General features: G+C 55.3%; 17 protein-coding genes, 4 tRNA genes and 1 rRNA gene. All 22 read left to right on the top strand.

Annotated elements, in window-relative coordinates:
- Positions 1–152 precede the first annotated feature (152 nt).
- The 22 genes from rrf (at position 153) to rplC (ending at position 20,869) form a co-directional block, all read left to right on the top strand.
- A 5S ribosomal RNA gene (gene rrf, locus BM026_RS17915) occupies positions 153–268 on the top strand.
- A 159-nt stretch (positions 269–427) separates the two neighbouring features.
- Positions 428–1,387, top strand: a complete 960-nt coding sequence (gene birA, locus BM026_RS17920; RefSeq protein ID WP_093125520.1) for a bifunctional biotin--[acetyl-CoA-carboxylase] ligase/biotin operon repressor BirA — start codon at positions 428–430, stop codon at positions 1,385–1,387.
- Positions 1,377–2,123: a pantothenate kinase gene (locus BM026_RS17925; protein WP_093529613.1), complete on the top strand. Its 747-nt coding sequence runs from the start codon at positions 1,377–1,379 to the stop codon at positions 2,121–2,123. The genes birA and BM026_RS17925 overlap by 11 nt, the downstream gene beginning before the upstream one ends.
- 7 nt (positions 2,124–2,130) lie before the next feature.
- Positions 2,131–2,577 (top strand): hypothetical protein, encoded by a 447-nt coding sequence (locus tag BM026_RS17930; protein WP_092250509.1) that lies wholly within the window; start codon positions 2,131–2,133, stop codon positions 2,575–2,577.
- Positions 2,578–2,720: 143 nt separating this feature from the next.
- Positions 2,721–2,805: transfer RNA gene (locus tag BM026_RS17935), tRNA-Tyr, on the top strand.
- A 24-nt stretch (positions 2,806–2,829) separates the two neighbouring features.
- Positions 2,830–2,903: transfer RNA gene (locus BM026_RS17940), tRNA-Gly, on the top strand.
- A gap of 25 nt (positions 2,904–2,928) precedes the next feature.
- Positions 2,929–3,004 (top strand) — tRNA-Thr (locus tag BM026_RS17945).
- A 161-nt stretch (positions 3,005–3,165) separates the two neighbouring features.
- Positions 3,166–3,241 (top strand) — tRNA-Trp (locus BM026_RS17950).
- A 45-nt stretch (positions 3,242–3,286) separates the two neighbouring features.
- Positions 3,287–3,655: a preprotein translocase subunit SecE gene (secE, locus tag BM026_RS17955; RefSeq protein WP_071489830.1), complete on the top strand. Its 369-nt coding sequence runs from the start codon at positions 3,287–3,289 to the stop codon at positions 3,653–3,655.
- A 9-nt stretch (positions 3,656–3,664) separates the two neighbouring features.
- Entirely contained in the window at positions 3,665–4,198 is a 534-nt protein-coding gene (gene nusG / locus BM026_RS17960) for a transcription termination/antitermination protein NusG (protein WP_003176436.1), read from the top strand.
- A 117-nt stretch (positions 4,199–4,315) separates the two neighbouring features.
- Positions 4,316–4,747, top strand: a complete 432-nt coding sequence (rplK, locus tag BM026_RS17965) for a 50S ribosomal protein L11 (RefSeq protein ID WP_003176435.1) — start codon at positions 4,316–4,318, stop codon at positions 4,745–4,747.
- A complete protein-coding gene (gene rplA, locus BM026_RS17970; RefSeq protein ID WP_003232403.1) occupies positions 4,747–5,442 on the top strand; it encodes a 50S ribosomal protein L1 in 696 nt (231 codons plus the stop codon). Before rplK ends, rplA begins: the two co-directional genes overlap by 1 nt.
- A 200-nt stretch (positions 5,443–5,642) precedes the next feature.
- Entirely contained in the window at positions 5,643–6,143 is a 501-nt protein-coding gene (rplJ, locus tag BM026_RS17975) for a 50S ribosomal protein L10 (RefSeq protein ID WP_016969477.1), read from the top strand.
- Positions 6,144–6,221: 78 nt separating this feature from the next.
- A complete protein-coding gene (rplL, locus tag BM026_RS17980; RefSeq protein WP_071489831.1) occupies positions 6,222–6,587 on the top strand; it encodes a 50S ribosomal protein L7/L12 in 366 nt (121 codons plus the stop codon).
- Between the two features lie 219 nt (positions 6,588–6,806).
- Positions 6,807–10,880 carry a DNA-directed RNA polymerase subunit beta gene (gene rpoB / locus BM026_RS17985; RefSeq protein WP_010206926.1) on the top strand — a complete coding sequence of 1,358 codons (4,074 nt, stop codon included), beginning with the start codon at positions 6,807–6,809 and terminating at the stop codon, positions 10,878–10,880.
- 64 nt (positions 10,881–10,944) lie between these two features.
- Positions 10,945–15,144, top strand: coding sequence for a DNA-directed RNA polymerase subunit beta' (gene rpoC / locus BM026_RS17990; RefSeq protein WP_071489832.1), 4,200 nt, complete (start codon positions 10,945–10,947; stop codon positions 15,142–15,144).
- Between the two features lie 217 nt (positions 15,145–15,361).
- Positions 15,362–15,733: a 30S ribosomal protein S12 gene (gene rpsL, locus BM026_RS17995; RefSeq protein WP_002555494.1), complete on the top strand. Its 372-nt coding sequence runs from the start codon at positions 15,362–15,364 to the stop codon at positions 15,731–15,733.
- A 118-nt stretch (positions 15,734–15,851) separates the two neighbouring features.
- Positions 15,852–16,322, top strand: a complete 471-nt coding sequence (gene rpsG / locus BM026_RS18000) for a 30S ribosomal protein S7 (protein WP_002555493.1) — start codon at positions 15,852–15,854, stop codon at positions 16,320–16,322.
- Positions 16,323–16,352: 30 nt separating this feature from the next.
- Complete coding sequence (gene fusA, locus BM026_RS18005) at positions 16,353–18,458, top strand: elongation factor G (protein WP_010206921.1); 2,106 nt, start codon at positions 16,353–16,355, stop codon at positions 18,456–18,458.
- 30 nt (positions 18,459–18,488) lie between these two features.
- Positions 18,489–19,682, top strand: coding sequence for an elongation factor Tu (gene tuf, locus BM026_RS18010; protein ID WP_010206920.1), 1,194 nt, complete (start codon positions 18,489–18,491; stop codon positions 19,680–19,682).
- 158 nt (positions 19,683–19,840) lie between these two features.
- Complete coding sequence (gene rpsJ / locus BM026_RS18015; RefSeq protein ID WP_003186070.1) at positions 19,841–20,152, top strand: 30S ribosomal protein S10; 312 nt, start codon at positions 19,841–19,843, stop codon at positions 20,150–20,152.
- An 81-nt stretch (positions 20,153–20,233) separates the two neighbouring features.
- Positions 20,234–20,869, top strand: coding sequence for a 50S ribosomal protein L3 (rplC, locus tag BM026_RS18020; RefSeq protein WP_003194649.1), 636 nt, complete (start codon positions 20,234–20,236; stop codon positions 20,867–20,869).
- The last annotated feature ends 7 nt before the right edge of the window (positions 20,870–20,876 follow it).

Here is a 20,876-nt window from a genome sequence, read left to right on the forward strand (position 1 = left end):
CACCCAAGCAATTTGACTACTCTAACGAGCATCAGATTGCGGTGTGTGAAGACGAAAACGAACCGAAAGTTCGACGTTCACAAAACACCGAAAGCTGTCACATACCCAATTTGCTGAAGCGAGGCCCAGGCCGCGACTCAGTACCCGAATTTCTTGACGACCATAGAGCATTGGAACCACCTGATCCCATCCCGAACTCAGTAGTGAAACGATGCATCGCCGATGGTAGTGTGGGGTTTCCCCATGTGAGAGTAGGTCATCGTCAAGATTAAATTCCAGAACCCCTGATTGCTAACGCAGTCAGGGGTTTTGTTTTGGGCGGTCGGAAAGTGCGCTGAGTGTGGCCTCCAGCGCTAAAGTCCAGCCTTTCTATGCAATGACCCTGCGCATGGCTATCATGCGTGCCTCATTGTAAGGCGATGCTTGCATGCTGACGTTGTTGAAACTTCTGAAAGATGGCCGATTCCATTCCGGAGAAGCACTGGGTGCCGCCCTCGGCGTCAGTCGCAGTGCTGTATGGAAGCAGCTGCAGCACCTGGAGGCAGAGTTGAATCTGCCAATTCATAAGGTGCGAGGCAAGGGGTATCAGCTGGCATCCCCATTGGTGTTCTTGAGTGCTGAAGAGATTTCGCGGAGTGCGCCATCGCTGAGATGGCCCGTTCATATCTCCGACTCCATTGACTCCACTAATGCTGAAGCTTTGCGGCTGGTAGACGCTGGATGCGCGGCGCCGTTCCTGGTGCTCGCGGAGCAGCAAACTGCGGGAAGAGGTAGGAGAGGGCGAAAGTGGGTCAGTCCGTTCGCGCAAAACGTTTATTACAGCCTCGTATTGCGTATTGAGGCGGGTCTGCGCCAACTGGAGGGACTAAGCCTGGTTGTGGGTTTGGCGGTCGTGCAGGCCTTGCGCGAGTCTGGTGTTCAGGGCCTGGCCTTGAAGTGGCCGAACGATGTTTTGGTAGGGCAGAAGAAAATTGCTGGAATTTTGCTGGAATTGGTAGGTGATCCCGCGGATATCTGCCACGTGGTCCTGGGAATAGGTATCAACGTGAATATGCAGAGGGCTGACGAGGTCGATCAACAATGGACCTCGGTGCAGCTTGAGACGGGGGTTCAGGTGGATCGCAACCTTCTGGTGTCGCAACTGGGGCGGCAGCTGCAAGGCTACCTTGAGCGGCATCGGGAAGGCGGTTTTGTCGCGCTTCAGGGAGAGTGGGAGCAAAATCACGCTTGGCAGGGCCGGCCGGTCTCCCTTATCGCGGGTGTCCACCAGGTCGATGGGGTTGTGCTGGGTGTAGATCGCCAAGGGGCATTGCGCTTGAGTGTTGATGGCGTTGAGAAAGTATACAGTGGTGGTGAGTTAAGCCTGAGGTTGCGTGATGATTCTTGAGCTCGACTGTGGGAATAGCTTTATCAAATGGCGTGTACTTGCTGATAGCCCCAGTGCCTCGTCGGAGGGGGTGGTTGGTTCGGACCTGGCTTTGATTGAAAGCCTGTTGGCCCTTCCTGGATTGTTGCTGACGCGCTGTCGCTTGGTGAGCGTTCGTGCGCTGGAAGAAACAAGCAAGTTGGTCGCGGCTCTGCATGAGGCGTTCGGTATTACTGTTTCGTGCGCTGCTCCCGCGCGTGAAATGGGCGGAGTGCGCAACGGTTACGAAGATTTCGAGCGTCTCGGCCTTGACCGCTGGTTGGCGATGCTAGGTGGATTCAAGCTCGCGCGAGGCGCTTGCCTGGTGCTTGATTTTGGTACGGCAGCCACAGCGGATTTCATTGCGGCCGATGGCGAGCACTTGGGCGGTTTCATTTGCCCGGGTATGCCTCTCATGCGCAACCAACTGCGCACTCACACGCGTAAAATACGCTACGGCGACGCAGCTGCTGAAAGGGCGCTTGAGCGCCTCTCCCCTGGCCGTACGACCGTCGAGGCAGTGGAGCGCGGCTGCACACTGATGCTGAGAGGGTTTGTACTCACTCAGTTAGAGTTGGCGCGAAGCTACTGGGGTGATGACTTCATCGTGTTCCTGACTGGGGGGGACGCTGATTTAGTGGCTGATGCAGTGCCGCAGGCGCGGCTCGTGCCCGATCTGGTGTTTGTCGGTTTGGCGATGGCTTGTCCTTTGTCCTGAGGTGGTTATGCGTTGGTTGTTTTTGCTTTTACTTGTCCTCAACGCCTTCTATTACATTTGGCATCAGCAAGAAGCGCCGCTGCGCGCCAAGGATGTCACGCCTCTAAGCCTGTACAGGGGAGCGCAGCAGGATATTCGGCTTCTCAGCGAATCTTCTGATGCCGTGGTGCGCAGAGACCGCGTAAAAGCATCTGAAGCGCAAAATACTTGCTTGTACATCGGTGGTTTTGCGGATCAGCGTCAAGCACAGTCTGTTGAGCAGCGGCTCACAAGTCTGGATATAAAGGTCAAGCTTCTATTGCTCAATACTACAGACGCCTCCGGCTATTGGCTTCGAGTAGCCCCTGAAAGCCGACGCCTGGCTGACGATCTGCCCTTTGAAAACCTTGCTAAGGAATTCAATGAGTTAAAACATAAAATAATGTTGTGCGAAGGCGTTGCAACTCTCGAATAGTTTGCATAGAATGGCGCCCGCTTCGCAGTGAAGACCTTCTAGGCCTACAGTGTGAAGCGAAGGTCAATGCAGCTAACCTCATATTTTTAAATGAGAAAATGCTTGACAGAAGGTCGGCGTAATGTAAAATGCCGGCTCGCTTAGGAGGGGTTCCCGAGCGGCCAAAGGGATCAGACTGTAAATCTGACGTCTACGACTTCGAAGGTTCGAATCCTTCCCCCTCCACCATTTTTAGCGTGAGCTGCAAGCTCCGCGGGTATAGTTTAGTGGTAGAACCTCAGCCTTCCAAGCTGATGATGCGGGTTCGATTCCCGCTACCCGCTCCAAGTTTGCAGGTTGTGCAGGTGTTTTGCTCTTGTAGCTCAGTTGGTAGAGCACACCCTTGGTAAGGGTGAGGTCAGCGGTTCAAATCCGCTCAAGAGCTCCATATAACAAGGCAGATATGAAAATATCTGCCTTTGTTTTAACAGCTGCCTCGGCTTGAAGGTGTTGAGTCTGGCGTTATTGCCAGGTGATTTCAGGTCTAGTGGGGTTGGTTGTTGTAAAGTCTTTTTCGGGCCTGCATAATGGTCGGCCTGATTTTGTTTTAGGTCAGTAGCTCAATTGGCAGAGCGACGGTCTCCAAAACCGTAGGTTGGGGGTTCGATTCCCTCCTGACCTGCCAGATTCACGTGGTGTGTCTGGCTTTCTTTTCACAGGATCTTCATAGATGACTCCTAAGGCTGAAGCTCAAAGCTCTCGTTTCGATCTGGTCAAGTGGCTCGCTGTAGTCGCCTTGGTGGTCGTAGGCGTTGTTGGCAATCAGTACTACTCTGCTTCGCCGATCCTGTACCGCGTGCTCGCATTGCTTGCCCTAGCTGCTGTGGCTGCCTTTGTGGGCCTGCAGACCGCCAAAGGCAAATCTTTCGCGATCCTGGTAAAGGAAGCTCGCACCGAAATTCGTAAAGTCGTTTGGCCGACTCGCCAAGAAACCACGCAGACCACGTTGATCGTTGTGGCTGTTGTTCTGGTTATGGCGTTGCTGTTGTGGGGTCTTGATTCCCTGCTCGGCTGGCTTGTTTCCTTGATTGTTGGCTAAGGGTGTCCCGTGGCTAAGCGTTGGTACGTTGTTCATGCTTACTCGGGTTACGAGAAGCATGTTATGCGCTCTTTGCTGGAGCGCGTAAAGCTGGCAGGCATGGAAGATGGCTTCGGCGAAATTCTGGTTCCCACTGAAGAAGTGGTTGAAATGCGGAATGGTCAGAAGCGCAAAAGCGAACGCAAGTTCTTCCCTGGCTATGTGCTGGTTCAGATGGACATGAATGAAGGTACTTGGCACTTGGTCAAGGACACTCCTCGTGTCATGGGTTTCATTGGCGGTACCGCTGATAAGCCTGCTCCTATCACCGACAAAGAGGCAGAAGCGATTCTGCGCCGCGTTGCTGATGGTAGCGACAAGCCTAAGCCGAAGACGCTTTTCGAGCCGGGTGAGGTTGTTCGTGTCACAGATGGTCCGTTTGCTGATTTCAACGGTACTGTCGAAGAAGTTAACTACGAAAAGAGCCGGATCCAAGTGGCAGTGCTCATTTTCGGTCGCTCTACTCCGGTAGAGCTGGAGTTCAGCCAGGTCGAGAAGGTCTAGCTGAGCAAGCATCCCAACCCCGCAGCCTTAGGCTGTGGGGTTTTGTCGTCACTGGGATAAACGCGCAAGTAACCGGGGAGCCTTTCGAGGCGTTTGAACCCGTAATTGGAGTGCCTCATGGCCAAGAAGATTACCGCTTACATCAAGCTGCAAGTGAAGGCCGCTCAGGCCAACCCTAGCCCACCCGTCGGTCCAGCTCTGGGTCAGCACGGCGTGAACATCATGGAATTCTGCAAGGCCTTCAACGCCCGTACTCAGGGTCTTGAGCCAGGTCTGCCGACTCCAGTGATCATCACTGTATACAGCGACCGTAGCTTCACTTTCGAAACCAAGTCGACTCCGGCTTCGGTTCTGTTGAAGAAAGCTGCTGGTCTGACTAGCGGTTCCGCTCGTCCTAACACCGTTAAGGTTGGCACCGTAACTCGTGCTCAGCTGGAAGAAATCGCGAAAACCAAAAACGCGGATCTGACTGCAGCTGATATGGATGCAGCCGTGCGTACCATCGCCGGTTCTGCTCGTAGCATGGGCCTTAACGTGGAGGGTGTGTAATGGCTAAGCTGACCAAGCGCCAAAAGGCTATCGCCGGCAAAATCGAAGCAGGCAAGGCCTACAATTTTGTAGACGCCGCTGCCCTGCTGACCGAGCTGTCGACTGTCAAGTTCAGCGAGTCTGTTGACGTTGCTGTAAACCTGGGTGTTGACCCACGTAAATCCGACCAGGTCGTTCGTAGCGCTACTGTGCTGCCACACGGTACTGGCAAGACTGTACGTGTAGCTGTCTTCACCCAAGGCCCAGCAGCTGAAGCTGCTCTGGCCGCTGGCGCTGACCGCGTTGGCATGGACGACCTGGCTGCCGAAATGAAAGGCGGCGACCTGAACTACGACGTAGTTATTGCATCCCCGGATGCAATGCGCGTTGTAGGTCAGTTGGGTCAGATCCTGGGTCCACGTGGTCTGATGCCTAACCCGAAAGTCGGTACCGTAACGCCAGACGTAGCCACCGCGGTTAAAAACGCCAAGGCTGGTCAGGTTCGTTATCGCACCGACAAAAACGGCATCATTCACACCTCCGTTGGCAAAGTCGGCTTCGATGCCGTCAAGCTGAAGGAAAACGTTGAAGCCCTGATCGCTGATCTGAAGCGTATCAAGCCAGCTTCTTCGAAAGGTATCTACGTCAAGCGCGTTACCCTGAGCACTACTATGGGCCCAGGTCTGGTCATCGACCAAGGCTCACTGGACGTATAAGACACAGATTGGTGCGAGCGATCGCGCCAATTGAAAAAAATTGGGGTCCCTGCCTGGCGGGGGCTATCCAAGACCGTAGGCGACGCAAGTCTTAAACCACAAGCCTACGCAGATGGTGCTCCCGGTTCCTTACCGAATCAGACACCAAAACGACATCCGGCTCCGGCCAGATGAAACGGTAACAAGCAGGAGTTAAACCCGTGGCAATTAATCTCGAAGACAAGAAGGCCATCGTCGCTGAAGTCAACGAGGCTGCCAAAGCTGCTCTGTCCGCTGTCGTGGCTGATGCCCGTGGTGTGACAGTAGGCGCTATGACCGGACTCCGTAAAGAGGCTCGTGAAGCTGGCGTATACGTACGTGTTGTACGTAACACCCTGCTCAAGCGCGCTGTTGCTGACACTGAATACAGTGTCCTCAACGACGTGTTCACCGGCCCGACTCTGATCGCGTTCTCCAAGGAACATCCAGGCGCTGCTGCCCGTTTGTTCAAGGAATTCGCCAAGAGTCAGGATAAGTTCGAGATCAAGGCAGCTGCGTTCGAGGGCAAGTTCCTCGCAGCTAACCAAATCGACGTACTGGCAACACTGCCGACCCGCGACGAAGCCATTTCGCAGCTGATGAGCGTGATTCAAGGCGCTACCAGCAAGCTGGCTCGTACTCTGGCCGCAGTTCGCGAGCAAAAAGAAGCTGCCGCAGCCTAAGGCTGAGCGACTTCTCTCGCGTATTTTTGTTTATTTCGATGGCCGAGTAGGCCGTCCCCCAATTCAGGAAATACAGCAATGTCTATCTCCCAAGACGATATCCTCAACGCCGTAGCTGAAATGTCGGTTCTGCAGGTTGTTGAGCTGATCAAAGCTTTCGAAGAAAAATTCGGCGTTTCCGCTGCCGCTGCTTCCGCTGGCCCAGCTGTTGCTGCTGTTGCTGCTGAAGAGCAAACCGAATTCAACGTCATGCTGGTAGAAGCTGGCGAGAAGAAAGTAAACGTGATCAAGGCAGTACGTGAACTGACCGGTCTGGGCCTGAAAGAAGCCAAGGCTGTAGTTGACGGCGCTCCTGCCCAGGTTCTGGAAGCAGTGTCGAAAGACGCCGCTGACAAAGCTAAAGCAGTGCTGGAAGAAGCAGGCGCTAAAGTCGAGCTGAAGTAAGCATCGACCTTGCGTCTCCAGCCCAAGCGTTAAGCTGAAGGCTGATGGCTGGTGGCTCTTGCCACCGGCCTTTTTCCGTTCTTGGCTGTCGACTCGGTCGCCGCCACTAACGCGCTGTAACCACCCGATGCGGTGGTGCAAACCATGGGGTTTGCAAGATTTTCTGGCTGCTCCCGTCGGAGGGGCCAAACAAGCAGGTGACCAAGCTGGGGAACGCTGATGGCTTACTCATATACTGAGAAAAAACGTATCCGCAAGGACTTTAGCAAGTTGCCGGACGTCATGGATGTCCCGTACCTTCTGGCTATCCAGCTGGATTCGTATCGTGAATTCTTGCAGGCGGGAGCGACCAAAGATCAGTTCCGCGACGTGGGCCTGCATGCGGCCTTCAAATCCGTTTTCCCGATCATCAGCTACTCCGGCAATGCTGCGCTGGAGTACGTCGGTTATCGCCTGGGCGAACCGGCATTTGATGTCAAAGAATGCGTGTTGCGCGGTGTTACGTACGCCGTACCTTTGCGGGTAAAAGTCCGTCTGATCATTTTCGACAAAGAATCGTCGAACAAAGCGATCAAGGACATCAAAGAGCAAGAAGTCTACATGGGCGAAATCCCATTGATGACTGAGAACGGTACCTTCGTAATCAATGGTACCGAGCGCGTTATCGTTTCCCAGCTGCACCGTTCTCCGGGCGTGTTCTTCGACCACGACCGCGGCAAGACGCACAGCTCCGGCAAGCTCCTGTACTCCGCGCGGATCATTCCGTACCGTGGTTCGTGGTTGGACTTCGAGTTCGACCCGAAAGACTGCGTGTTCGTGCGTATCGACCGTCGTCGCAAGCTGCCGGCCTCGGTACTGCTGCGCGCGCTCGGCTACACCACTGAGCAAGTGCTGGACGCTTTCTATACCACCAACGTGTTCAGCCTGAAGGATGAAACCCTCAAGCTGGAGCTGATCGCTTCGCGTCTGCGTGGTGAAATTGCCGTCCTGGACATCCAGGATGAAAAAGGCAAGGTCATTGTTGAAGCTGGCCGCCGTATCACTGCGCGCCACATCAACCAGATCGAAAAAGCCGGTATCAAAGAGCTGGAAGTGCCTCTGGACTACGTCCTGGGTCGTACTACCGCCAAGGTCATCGTTCACCCGGCTACAGGCGAAATCCTGGCTGAGTGCAACACCGAGCTGAACACCGAGATCCTGGCCAAAATCGCCAAGGCTCAGGTCGTTCGCATCGAGACCCTGTACACCAACGACATCGACTGCGGTCCGTTCATCTCCGACACGCTGAAGATCGACTCCACCAGCAACCAATTGGAAGCGCTGGTCGAGATCTATCGCATGATGCGTCCGGGCGAGCCACCAACCAAAGACGCTGCCGAGACCCTGTTCAACAACCTGTTCTTCAGCCCTGAGCGCTATGACCTGTCTGCGGTCGGCCGGATGAAGTTCAACCGTCGTATCGGTCGTACCGAGATCGAAGGTTCGGGCGTGCTGTGCAAGGAAGACATCGTCGCGGTACTGAAGACCCTGGTCGACATCCGTAACGGCAAAGGCATCGTCGATGACATCGACCACCTGGGTAACCGTCGTGTTCGCTGTGTAGGCGAAATGGCCGAGAACCAGTTCCGCGTTGGCCTGGTACGTGTTGAACGTGCGGTCAAAGAGCGTCTGTCGATGGCTGAAAGCGAAGGCCTGATGCCGCAAGACCTGATCAACGCCAAGCCAGTAGCTGCGGCGGTGAAAGAGTTCTTCGGTTCCAGCCAGCTGTCCCAGTTCATGGACCAGAACAACCCGCTCTCCGAGATCACCCACAAGCGCCGTGTCTCCGCACTGGGCCCGGGCGGTCTGACCCGTGAGCGTGCCGGCTTTGAAGTGCGTGACGTACACCCGACGCACTACGGCCGTGTTTGCCCGATCGAAACGCCGGAAGGTCCGAACATCGGTCTGATCAACTCCCTGGCCGCTTATGCGCGCACCAACCAATACGGCTTCCTCGAGAGCCCGTACCGTGTGGTGAAAGACGCTTTGGTCACCGACGAGATCGTTTTCCTGTCCGCCATCGAAGAAGCTGATCACGTGATCGCCCAGGCTTCGGCCACGATGAATGACAAGAAAGTCCTGGTCGACGAGCTGGTAGCTGTTCGTCACTTGAACGAGTTCACCGTCAAGGCGCCGGAAGACGTCACCTTGATGGACGTTTCGCCGAAGCAGGTAGTTTCGGTAGCAGCGTCGCTGATCCCGTTCCTGGAGCACGATGACGCCAACCGTGCGTTGATGGGTTCCAACATGCAGCGTCAAGCTGTACCGACCCTGCGCGCTGACAAGCCGCTGGTAGGTACCGGCATGGAGCGTAACGTAGCCCGTGACTCCGGCGTTTGCGTCGTGGCTCGCCGTGGCGGCGTAATCGACTCCGTTGATGCCAGCCGTATCGTGGTTCGTGTTGCCGATGACGAAGTTGAAACTGGCGAAGCCGGTGTCGACATCTACAACCTGACCAAATACACCCGCTCGAACCAGAACACCTGCATCAACCAGCGTCCGCTGGTGAGCAAGGGTGATCGCGTTCAGCGTAGCGACATCATGGCCGACGGCCCGTCCACCGACATGGGTGAACTGGCGCTTGGTCAGAACATGCGCATCGCGTTCATGGCATGGAACGGCTTCAACTTCGAAGACTCCATCTGCCTGTCCGAGCGTGTTGTTCAAGAAGACCGTTTCACCACGATCCACATTCAGGAACTGACCTGTGTGGCCCGTGACACCAAGCTTGGCCCAGAGGAAATCACTGCAGACATCCCGAACGTGGGTGAAGCTGCACTGAACAAGCTGGACGAAGCCGGTATCGTCTACGTAGGTGCTGAAGTAGGCGCAGGTGACATCCTGGTCGGTAAGGTCACTCCGAAAGGCGAGACCCAGCTGACTCCGGAAGAGAAGCTGCTGCGTGCCATCTTCGGTGAAAAAGCCAGCGACGTTAAAGACACCTCCCTGCGCGTACCTACCGGTACCAAAGGTACTGTCATCGACGTACAGGTCTTCACCCGTGACGGCGTCGAGCGTGATGCTCGTGCACTGTCCATCGAGAAGACCCAGCTCGACGAGATCCGCAAGGATCTGAACGAAGAGTTCCGTATCGTTGAAGGCGCGACTTTCGAACGTCTGCGTTCCGCCCTGGTAGGCCATAAGGCTGAAGGCGGCGCAGGTCTGAAGAAGGGTCAGGACATCACCGACGAAATCCTCGACGGTCTTGAGCACGGCCAGTGGTTCAAACTGCGTATGGCTGAAGATGCTCTGAACGAGCAGCTCGAGAAGGCCCAGGCCTACATCGTTGATCGCCGCCGTCTGCTGGACGACAAGTTCGAAGACAAGAAGCGCAAACTGCAGCAGGGCGATGACCTGGCTCCAGGCGTGCTGAAGATCGTCAAGGTTTACCTGGCAATCCGTCGCCGCATCCAGCCGGGCGACAAGATGGCCGGTCGTCACGGTAACAAAGGTGTGGTCTCCGTGATCATGCCGGTTGAAGACATGCCGCACGATGCCAATGGCACCCCGGTCGACGTCGTCCTCAACCCGTTGGGCGTACCTTCGCGTATGAACGTTGGTCAGATCCTTGAAACCCACCTGGGCCTCGCGGCCAAAGGGCTGGGCGAGAAGATCAACCGTATGATCGAGGAGCAGCGCAAGGTCGCCGACCTGCGTAAGTTCCTGCACGAGATCTACAACGAGATCGGCGGTCGCAACGAAGAGCTGGACACCTTCTCTGACCAGGAAATCCTGGATCTGGCGAAGAACCTGCGCGGCGGTGTTCCAATGGCTACCCCGGTGTTCGACGGTGCCAAGGAAAGCGAAATCAAGGCCATGCTCAAACTGGCGGATCTGCCAGAAAGCGGCCAGATGCAGCTGTTCGACGGCCGTACCGGCAACAAGTTCGAGCGTCCGGTTACTGTTGGCTACATGTACATGCTGAAGCTGAACCACTTGGTAGACGACAAGATGCACGCTCGTTCTACCGGTTCGTACAGCCTGGTTACCCAGCAGCCGCTGGGTGGTAAGGCTCAGTTCGGTGGTCAGCGTTTCGGGGAGATGGAGGTCTGGGCACTGGAAGCATACGGTGCTGCTTACACTCTGCAAGAAATGCTCACAGTGAAGTCGGACGATGTGAACGGTCGGACCAAGATGTACAAAAACATCGTGGACGGCGATCACCGTATGGAGCCGGGCATGCCCGAGTCCTTCAACGTGTTGATCAAAGAAATTCGTTCCCTCGGCATCGATATCGATCTGGAAACCGAATAACACGTGACGCGAATCGAGAGCGGGGCAGTGATGCCCGCTCTCTGCTCCGCCAGGAGGAAAGGCCTTGAAAGACCTACTGAATTTGCTGAAAAACCAGGGTCAAGTCGAAGAGTTCGACGCCATCCGTATTGGGTTGGCATCGCCTGAGATGATCCGTTCGTGGTCGTTCGGTGAAGTTAAAAAGCCGGAAACCATCAACTACCGTACGTTCAAACCTGAGCGTGACGGCCTGTTCTGCGCCAAGATCTTTGGCCCGGTAAAGGATTACGAGTGCCTGTGCGGTAAGTACAAGCGCTTGAAGCACCGTGGTGTGATCTGCGAGAAGTGCGGCGTTGAAGTTGCACTGGCCAAGGTTCGTCGTGAGCGCATGGCGCACATCGAACTGGCTTCGCCGGTTGCCCACATCTGGTTCCTGAAATCGCTGCCGTCCCGTATCGGCTTGCTGATGGACATGACCCTGCGTGATATCGAGCGCGTTCTCTACTTCGAGAGCTATGTCGTTATCGATCCAGGCATGACCACCCTTGAAAAAGGTCAGCTGCTGAACGACGAGCAGTACTTCGAAGCGCTGGAAGAATTCGGTGACGATTTCGATGCTCGCATGGGTGCCGAAGCTGTCCGCGAACTGCTGCACGCTATCGACCTGGAGCACGAGATTGGCCGTCTGCGTGAAGAAATTCCGCAAACCAACTCCGAAACCAAGATCAAGAAGCTGTCCAAGCGTCTGAAGTTGATGGAAGCCTTCCAGGGTTCCGGCAACTTGCCAGAGTGGATGGTGCTGACCGTTCTGCCGGTTCTGCCGCCTGACCTGCGTCCACTGGTACCGTTGGATGGTGGTCGTTTCGCGACTTCCGACCTCAACGACCTGTACCGTCGCGTGATCAACCGTAACAACCGCTTGAAGCGCCTGCTTGATCTGTCCGCTCCGGACATCATCGTGCGCAACGAAAAGCGTATGTTGCAAGAAGCTGTCGATGCCTTGCTCGACAACGGTCGCCGTGGCCGCGCTATCACCGGTTCCAACAAGCGTCCTCTGAAATCCCTGGCTGACATGATCAAGGGTAAGCAAGGTCGTTTCCGTCAGAACCTGCTCGGTAAGCGTGTTGACTACTCTGGTCGTTCGGTAATTACCGTAGGCCCGACCCTGCGTCTGCACCAGTGCGGTCTGCCTAAGAAGATGGCACTTGAGCTGTTCAAGCCATTCATCTTCGGCAAGCTGGAAATGCGCGGTCTCGCGACCACCATCAAAGCGGCCAAGAAAATGGTCGAGCGCGAACTGCCAGAGGTTTGGGACGTTCTCGCTGAGGTGATCCGCGAACACCCGGTTCTCCTCAACCGTGCACCGACCCTTCACCGTCTGGGTATCCAGGCGTTTGAACCGGTACTGATCGAAGGTAAGGCTATCCAGCTGCACCCGTTGGTCTGTGCTGCGTACAACGCCGACTTCGACGGCGACCAAATGGCCGTGCACGTACCGCTGACACTGGAAGCCCAGTTGGAAGCGCGTGCATTGATGATGTCGACCAACAACATTCTGTCGCCAGCCAACGGTGAGCCAATCATCGTTCCGTCGCAGGACGTTGTATTGGGTCTGTACTACATGACGCGTGAAGCGATCAACGCCAAGGGCGAAGGTCGTGTGTTCGCTGACCTGCAAGAAGTTGACCGTGTGTTCCGTGCCGGCGAAGCCGCATTGCACGCCAAGGTCAAAGTGCGGATCAACGAAACCGTCAACGACCGTGACGGCGGCAGCGTGACCAACACTCGTATCGTCGACACCACTGTCGGCCGTGCGCTGTTGTATCAAGTTGTGCCAAAAGGTCTGTCGTACGACGTCGTCAACCTGCCGATGAAGAAAAAGGCGATCTCCAAGTTGATCAACCAGTGCTACCGCGTGGTTGGTTTGAAAGAGACCGTGATCTTCGCTGACCAGTTGATGTATACCGGTTTTGCTTACTCGACCATTTCCGGCGTTTCCATCGGCGTTAACGACTTTGTTATCCCGGATGAAAAAGCCCGCATCATCGGCGCTGCCACCGAAGAAGTGAAAGAAATCGAAAGCCAGTACGCCTCCGGCCTGGTAACCCAGGGTGAGAAGTACAACAAGGTAATCGACCTTTGGTCCAAGGCGAACGATGAAGTTTCCAAGGCGATGATGGCCAACCTCTCGAAAGAGAAAGTCATCGACCGTCATGGCGACGAAGTTGACCAAGAGTCCTTCAACTCGATGTACATGATGGCCGACTCGGGCGCACGGGGTTCTGCTGCGCAGATCCGTCAGCTCGCCGGTATGCGTGGCCTGATGGCCAAGCCGGACGGTTCCATCATCGAAACGCCGATTACTGCGAACTTCCGTGAAGGTTTGAGCGTACTTCAGTACTTCATCTCGACTCACGGTGCTCGTAAGGGTCTTGCGGATACCGCGTTGAAAACCGCTAACTCCGGTTACCTGACTCGCCGTCTGGTAGACGTTGCACAAGATCTGGTTGTAACCGAGATCGATTGTGGTACCGAGCACGGCCTGCTGATGACGCCGCACATTGAAGGCGGTGACGTTGTAGAGCCGTTGGGTGAGCGCGTATTGGGTCGTGTTATTGCCCGTGACGTGTTCAAGCCAGGCACCGAGGAAGTTATCGTTCCTGCCGGCACCCTGGTAGACGAGAAGTGGGTCGAGTTCATCGAACTCAACAGCATCGACGAAGTGATCGTTCGCTCGCCGATCAGCTGCGAAACCCGCTACGGCATCTGCGCCAAGTGCTACGGCCGTGACTTGGCTCGTGGTCACCAGGTGAACATCGGTGAAGCGGTCGGCGTTATCGCTGCCCAGTCCATCGGTGAGCCGGGTACCCAGCTGACGATGCGTACGTTCCACATCGGTGGTGCGGCAAGCCGGACCTCCGCAGCCGACAGCGTTCAGGTGAAGAATGGCGGTACTGTCCGCCTGCACAACCTGAAGCACGTAGAGCGAGTGGATGGCCACCTGGTTGCCGTGTCCCGTTCCGGTGAGCTGGCAATCGCTGATGACTACGGTCGTGAGCGTGAGCGTTACAAGCTGCCGTACGGTGCTGTGATTTCGGTTAAAGAAGGTGACAAGGTCGACGCTGGCGCAATCGTGGCCAAGTGGGACCCGCACACTCACCCAATCGTTACCGAAATGAAAGGTACCGTGACCTACGTGGGCATGGAAGAAGGCATCACGATCAAGCGTCAGACTGACGAATTGACCGGTATGACCAACATTGAAGTACTCGACGCGAAAGATCGTCCAGCTGCCGGTAAAGACATCCGTCCTGCCGTGAAGATGGTCGATGACAACGGCAAGGACTTGTTGCTGCCAGGCACTGACGTAATCGCTCAGTACTTCCTGCCAGCCAACGCCCTGGTCGGTGTAGCGGATGGTGCGAAGATCGCGATCGGTGATGTTATCGCGCGTATCCCGCAAGAAACTTCGAAAACCCGTGACATCACCGGTGGTCTGCCGCGTGTTGCCGACTTGTTCGAAGCTCGTCGTCCGAAAGAAGCGTCGATTCTGGCTGAAGTCAGCGGCACCATCGCGTTCGGTAAAGAGACCAAGGGCAAGCGCCGTCTGGTCATTACTCCGAACGACGGTAGTGATCCGTATGAAGAGCTGATTCCGAAGTGGCGTCACCTGAACGTGTTCGAAGGCGAACAGGTAAACCGCGGCGAAGTTATCTCCGACGGCCCGAGCGATCCACACGACATCCTGCGTCTGCTGGGTGTGAGTGCGCTGGCCAAGTACATCGTTAACGAGATCCAGGACGTTTACCGCCTGCAAGGCGTGAAGATCAACGATAAGCACATCGAGACCATCCTGCGTCAGATGCTGCGTAAAGTTGAAATCGCTGAATCCGGCGATTCCAGTTTCATCAAGGGCGACCAGATGGAACTGACTCACGTGCTGGTGGAAAACGAGCGCTTGGCGACCGAAGACAAATTCGTGTCCAAGTTCACTCGCGTGCTACTGGGTATCACCAAGGCGTCGTTGTCGACTGAATCGTTCATCTCGGCGGCCTCCTTCCAGGAGACCACTCGCGTACTGACCGAAGCAGCGGTAACCGGCAAGCGCGATTACCTGCGCGGCCTGAAAGAAAACGTGGTTGTGGGTCGTCTGATCCCGGCCGGTACCGGTTTGGCTTACCACAGCGAGCGTAAACGCCGCCGTGATGCTGACAAGCCGTTGCGCGTAAGCGCCAGTGAAGTGGAAGCTGCACTGACCGAAGCGCTGAACTCCAGCGGTAACTGAGTTCTGCGATAAATAAGTCCGGGCCCTGGTAGCCCCCATTCGTCGGATCGAGGCAGTTTTGTCCCGGTTCGATGAGAGGGGATGTCGGGGCCTTGCCTTGACTGGGGGCAAGATCCTCTTTAGACTCTTGTACCCCTAAATTTGGCGGGAATTCGTTCCTGCCATTTTGCTTTTCTTGCAAGACAATAGCGTCGCAAGACAACAGTGGAGCTAGTAGATGGCAACTATCAACCAGCTGGTACGTCAGCCGCGTAAGCGTATCGTCGAGAAATCCGACGTGCCTGCGCTGCAGAACTGCCCGCAACGTCGTGGCGTATGCACTCGCGTGTATACCACTACGCCGAAAAAACCTAACTCGGCACTGCGTAAAGTATGCCGTGTGCGCCTGACCAACGGTTTCGAGGTTTCCTCGTACATCGGTGGTGAAGGTCACAACCTGCAAGAGCACAGCGTGGTACTGATCCGCGGCGGTCGTGTAAAAGACTTGCCAGGTGTTCGTTATCACACCGTTCGCGGCTCCTTGGATACTTCCGGCGTTAAAGGTCGTAACCAGGGTCGTTCGAAGTACGGTACCAAGAAGCCTAAGTAGTAGCGGCTTTTTGTAACACTGAATCATCTTATTTTCTGAGTCGATAAGAGTAAGGTCGGAGGCGTCCCGAAAGGGCACCGATTCCGAGCGAACCTGAAGACCGTTTGAGGGCTTATCCATGCCAAGAAGACGCGTAGCAGCCAAGCGCGAAGTGCTTGACGATCCAAAATACGGAAGCCAAATTCTGGCCAAGTTCATGAACCACGTGATGGAGAGCGGCAAGAAAGCCGTTGCCGAGCGTATCGTTTATGGCGCGCTGGAAAAGGTTAAAGAACGCAAGAACAGCGACCCCCTGGAAATCTTCGAGAAAGCTCTCGACGCCATCGCTCCGCTGGTCGAAGTGAAGTCGCGCCGTGTAGGCGGTGCTACTTACCAGGTTCCGGTCGAAGTTCGTCCGTCCCGTCGTAACGCTCTGGCAATGCGCTGGTTGGTAGACTTCGCCCGTAAGCGCGGCGAGAAGTCTATGGCTCTGCGTTTGGCCGGCGAGCTGTTGGACGCTGCTGAAGGTAAAGGTGCTGCTGTTAAGAAGCGTGAAGACGTGCACCGTATGGCTGAAGCTAACAAAGCTTTCTCGCACTACCGCTTCTAATCTTAGCTTCACTAATTTTGCGAGGGCTTTATGGCTCGTACTACTCCGATTAGCCGCTACCGTAACATCGGTATCGTTGCTCACGTGGATGCTGGTAAAACCACCACCACCGAGCGCGTACTGTTTTACACCGGCAAAAGTCACAAAATGGGCGAGGTGCATGACGGCGCCGCGACCACAGACTGGATGGTTCAGGAGCAGGAGCGTGGTATTACCATTACTTCTGCTGCTATTACCGCCTTCTGGAAAGGTTCCGAGAAGCAGTACAAAGACGAGCATCGCTTCAACGTAATCGATACCCCAGGCCACGTAGACTTCACCATTGAAGTTGAGCGTTCCCTGCGTGTACTCGACGGTGCTGTCGTTGTGTTCTGCGGTACTTCGGGTGTTGAGCCTCAGTCGGAAACCGTATGGCGTCAAGCCAACAAATACGGCGTTCCACGTCTTGTTTACGTAAACAAGATGGACCGTGCTGGAGCCAACTTCCTTCGCGTGATCGGTCAGATCAAACAGCGTCTGGGTCACACCCCGGTGCCAATCCAGTTGGCTATCGGTTCCGAAGACAACTTCCAGGGTCAGATCGATCTGATCAATATGGAAGCGGTTTACTGGAATGACTCCGACAAAGGCATGGTGCCTGTTCGCAAGCCTATCCCTGCAGAACTGCAGGAACTGGCTGACGAGTGGCGCAACAACATGGTTGAGGCTGCGGCCGAAGCCAGCGAAGAGCTGATGAACAAGTACCTCGAGGGTGAAGAGCTCACCAACGTGGAAATCAAGGCTGCTCTGCGTCAGCGTACTATCGCTGGTGAGATCGTCCTGGCTGTTTGTGGTTCTTCCTTCAAGAACAAGGGTGTTCCCCTGGTTCTCGACGCCGTTATCGACTACCTGCCGGCTCCAACCGACATTCCTGCTATCAAGGGTACTAACCCTGATAACGAGGAAGAAGAAATGGAGCGTCACGCCGATGACAGCGAGCCGTTCTCGGCTCTGGCGTTCAAGATCGCAACCGACCCATTCGTGGGTACTTTGACCTTCGTCCGCGTTTACTCGGGCGTGTTGGCCTCCGGCGACGGCGTGATCAACTCGGTTAAAGGCAAGAAAGAGCGCGTGGGTCGTATGGTGCAAATGCACGCAAACGCCCGTGAAGAGATCAAGGAAGTACGCGCTGGTGACATCGCGGCCCTGATCGGCATGAAGGACGTCACCACGGGCGAGACTTTGTGCGACGCTGCCAAGCCAATCATCCTGGTTCGCATGGACTTCCCGGAGCCGGTTATTTCGGTTGCCGTAGAGCCTAAGACCAAGGATGACCAGGAAAAAATGGGTATCGCTCTGGGCAAGCTTGCTCAGGAAGATCCATCTTTCCGCGTCAAGACTGATGAAGAGACTGGTCAAACGATCATCTCCGGCATGGGCGAGCTGCACCTGGACATCCTGGTTGACCGGATGCGCCGTGAGTTCAACGTCGAAGCCAACATCGGTAAGCCTCAGGTTTCCTATCGTGAGCGCATCACGAAGAACTGTGAAATCGAAGGCAAGTTCGTTCGTCAGTCCGGCGGTCGTGGTCAGTTCGGTCACTGCTGGATCCGTTTTGCTCCTGCTGACGAAGGTCAGGAAGGTCTGCAATTCGTGAACGAAGTGGTAGGTGGTGTGGTTCCTAAGGAATACATCCCTGCTATCCAGAAGGGTATCGAAGAGCAGATGAAGAACGGTGTTGTTGCCGGCTATCCGCTGATCGGCCTGAAAGCAACCGTTTTTGACGGTTCTTACCACGACGTCGACTCCAACGAGATGGCGTTTAAGGTGGCTGCTTCCATGGCAACCAAGCAACTGGCCCAGAAGGGCGGTGGTGAGTTGCTTGAGCCAATCATGGCGGTAGAAGTTGTTACACCTGAAGACTATATGGGTGATGTCATGGGCGACCTTAACCGTCGTCGCGGCATGATCTTGGGTATGGAAGACACGGTTTCCGGCAAAGTGATTCGCGCCGAGGTTCCGTTGGGTGAGATGTTCGGTTACGCGACCGACGTTCGCTCCATGTCCCAGGGTCGCGCAAGCTACTCTATGGAATTCAAAAAATACAACACAGCTCCGGCGCACATCGCTGAAACTGTATCCAAAAAACAAGGCTGATTCAGTCCTTTAGGCAAGGAGTTAATTGTCGTGGCTAAAGAAAAATTTGATCGTTCCCTACCGCACGTAAACGTTGGCACCATCGGCCACGTTGACCACGGTAAAACCACTCTGACCGCTGCTCTGACTCGCGTCTGCTCCGAAGTTTTCGGTTCGGCTCGTGTTGACTTCGACAAGATCGACAGCGCACCAGAAGAAAAAGCTCGTGGTATCACCATCAACACCGCTCACGTTGAGTACAACTCGACTATTCGTCACTACGCTCACGTTGACTGCCCAGGTCACGCTGACTACGTGAAGAACATGATCACTGGTGCTGCCCAGATGGACGGCGCGATCCTGGTTTGCTCGGCCGCTGATGGTCCGATGCCACAAACCCGTGAACACATCCTGCTGTCCCGTCAGGTAGGCGTTCCGTACATCGTGGTTTTCCTGAACAAGGCTGACCTGGTAGACGACGCTGAGCTGCTGGAACTGGTTGAGATGGAAGTGCGCGATCTGCTGAGCACTTACGACTTCCCAGGTGACGACACTCCGATCATCATCGGTTCTGCTCGTATGGCTCTGGAAGGCAAAGACGACAACGAAATGGGCACCACTGCCGTTCGTAAACTGGTTGAGACTCTGGACAGCTACATCCCAGAACCAGTTCGTCTGACCGACAAGCCGTTCCTGATGCCAATCGAAGACGTATTCTCGATCTCCGGTCGCGGTACTGTTGTGACTGGTCGTATCGAGCGCGGTATCGTTCGCGTTCAAGATCCACTGGAAATCGTTGGTCTGCGTGACACTACCGTCACCACCTGCACCGGTGTTGAAATGTTCCGTAAGCTGCTCGACGAAGGTCGTGCTGGCGAGAACTGCGGCGTTCTGCTGCGTGGTACCAAGCGTGACGACGTTGAGCGTGGCCAGGTTCTGGTTAAACCAGGTTCGGTTAAGCCTCACACCAAGTTCACCGCAGAAGTTTACGTTCTGAGCAAGGAAGAAGGCGGTCGTCACACTCCGTTCTTCAAAGGCTACCGTCCACAGTTCTACTTCCGTACTACTGACGTGACCGGTAACTGCGAACTGCCAGAAGGCGTTGAAATGGTAATGCCAGGCGATAACATTCAAATGACTGTTACCCTGATCAAAACCATCGCAATGGAAGACGGTCTGCGCTTCGCTATCCGTGAAGGCGGCCGTACCGTTGGTGCTGGCGTTGTAGCTAAAATCATCGAGTAATTATCTCTTCTGAGATAGCTCGGTTTTTTTGAGAAGGCCCCCGCTTAGCGGGGGCCTTTTTATTGGGTTGACACCCATCGGGGGCGTCTATAGAATTGCGCCTCCTTTTAACGGGCGCATTGCGCCCGGTGGGAATAGCAGCCGGAGTCTGAAATCCAATGCAAAATCAGCAAATCCGTATCAGGTTGAAGGCTTTTGACCATCGCCTGATCGACCAATCCACCCAGGAAATCGTGGAAACCGCGAAACGTACTGGTGCTCAAGTGCGTGGTCCAATTCCACTGCCTACCCGTAAAGAGCGGTTCACCGTTCTGGTCTCCCCGCACGTCAACAAAGACGCGCGTGACCAGTACGAGATCCGTACTCATAAGCGCGTACTGGACATCGTCCAGCCAACGGATAAAACCGTTGATGCACTTATGAAGCTCGATCTGGCGGCCGGTGTGGAAGTACAGATCAGCCTCGGCTAAGACTCGGGTCTTAGTCGTGTAACGCTCTGAAATGGGCGGCCATAGCGGGTGAAAGCCCCGTACACTCATGAGGTTTACAACATGACTATTGGTGTAGTCGGTCGTAAATGCGGTATGACCCGTATTTTCACCGAAGAAGGTGTCTCCATTCCGGTCACGGTCATTGAGATCGAGCCGAATCGCGTCACCCAGTTCAAAACTGAAGAAACCGATGGCTATCGTGCAGTGCAAGTCACTGTCGGCGAGCGTCGTGCTTCGCGTGTGACTGCTGCTCAAGCAGGCCACTTCGCTAAAGCAAACGTTGCAGCTGGTCGCACCGTTATGGAGTTCCGTCTTGAAGACGGCGACTACCAGGCTGGCGATCTGATCAACGCTGAAATCTTCGCTGCTGGTCAACTGGTTGATGTAACCGGTCAGTCCAAAGGTAAAGGCTTCCAGGGTACGATCAAGCGTTGGAATTTCCGTGGACAAGACAACACTCACGGTAACTCCGTTTCCCACCGCGTCCCGGGCTCTATTGGCCAGTGCCAGACTCCTGGTCGTGTATTCAAGGGCAAAAAAATGTCCGGTCATATGGGCGCTGAGCGCGTGACCGTGCAGTCCCTCGAAGTAGTGCGCGTCGACGCTGAACGCAATCTGTTGTTGGTCAAGGGTGCTGTTCCTGGCGCTACTGGCGGCAACCTGGTTGTACGTCCAGCGGCCAAGGCTCGCGGTTAAGGGGAAG

The organism is Pseudomonas sp. NFPP24 (assembly GCF_900112095.1).
GTDB lineage: Bacteria > Pseudomonadota > Gammaproteobacteria > Pseudomonadales > Pseudomonadaceae > Aquipseudomonas > Aquipseudomonas extremorientalis.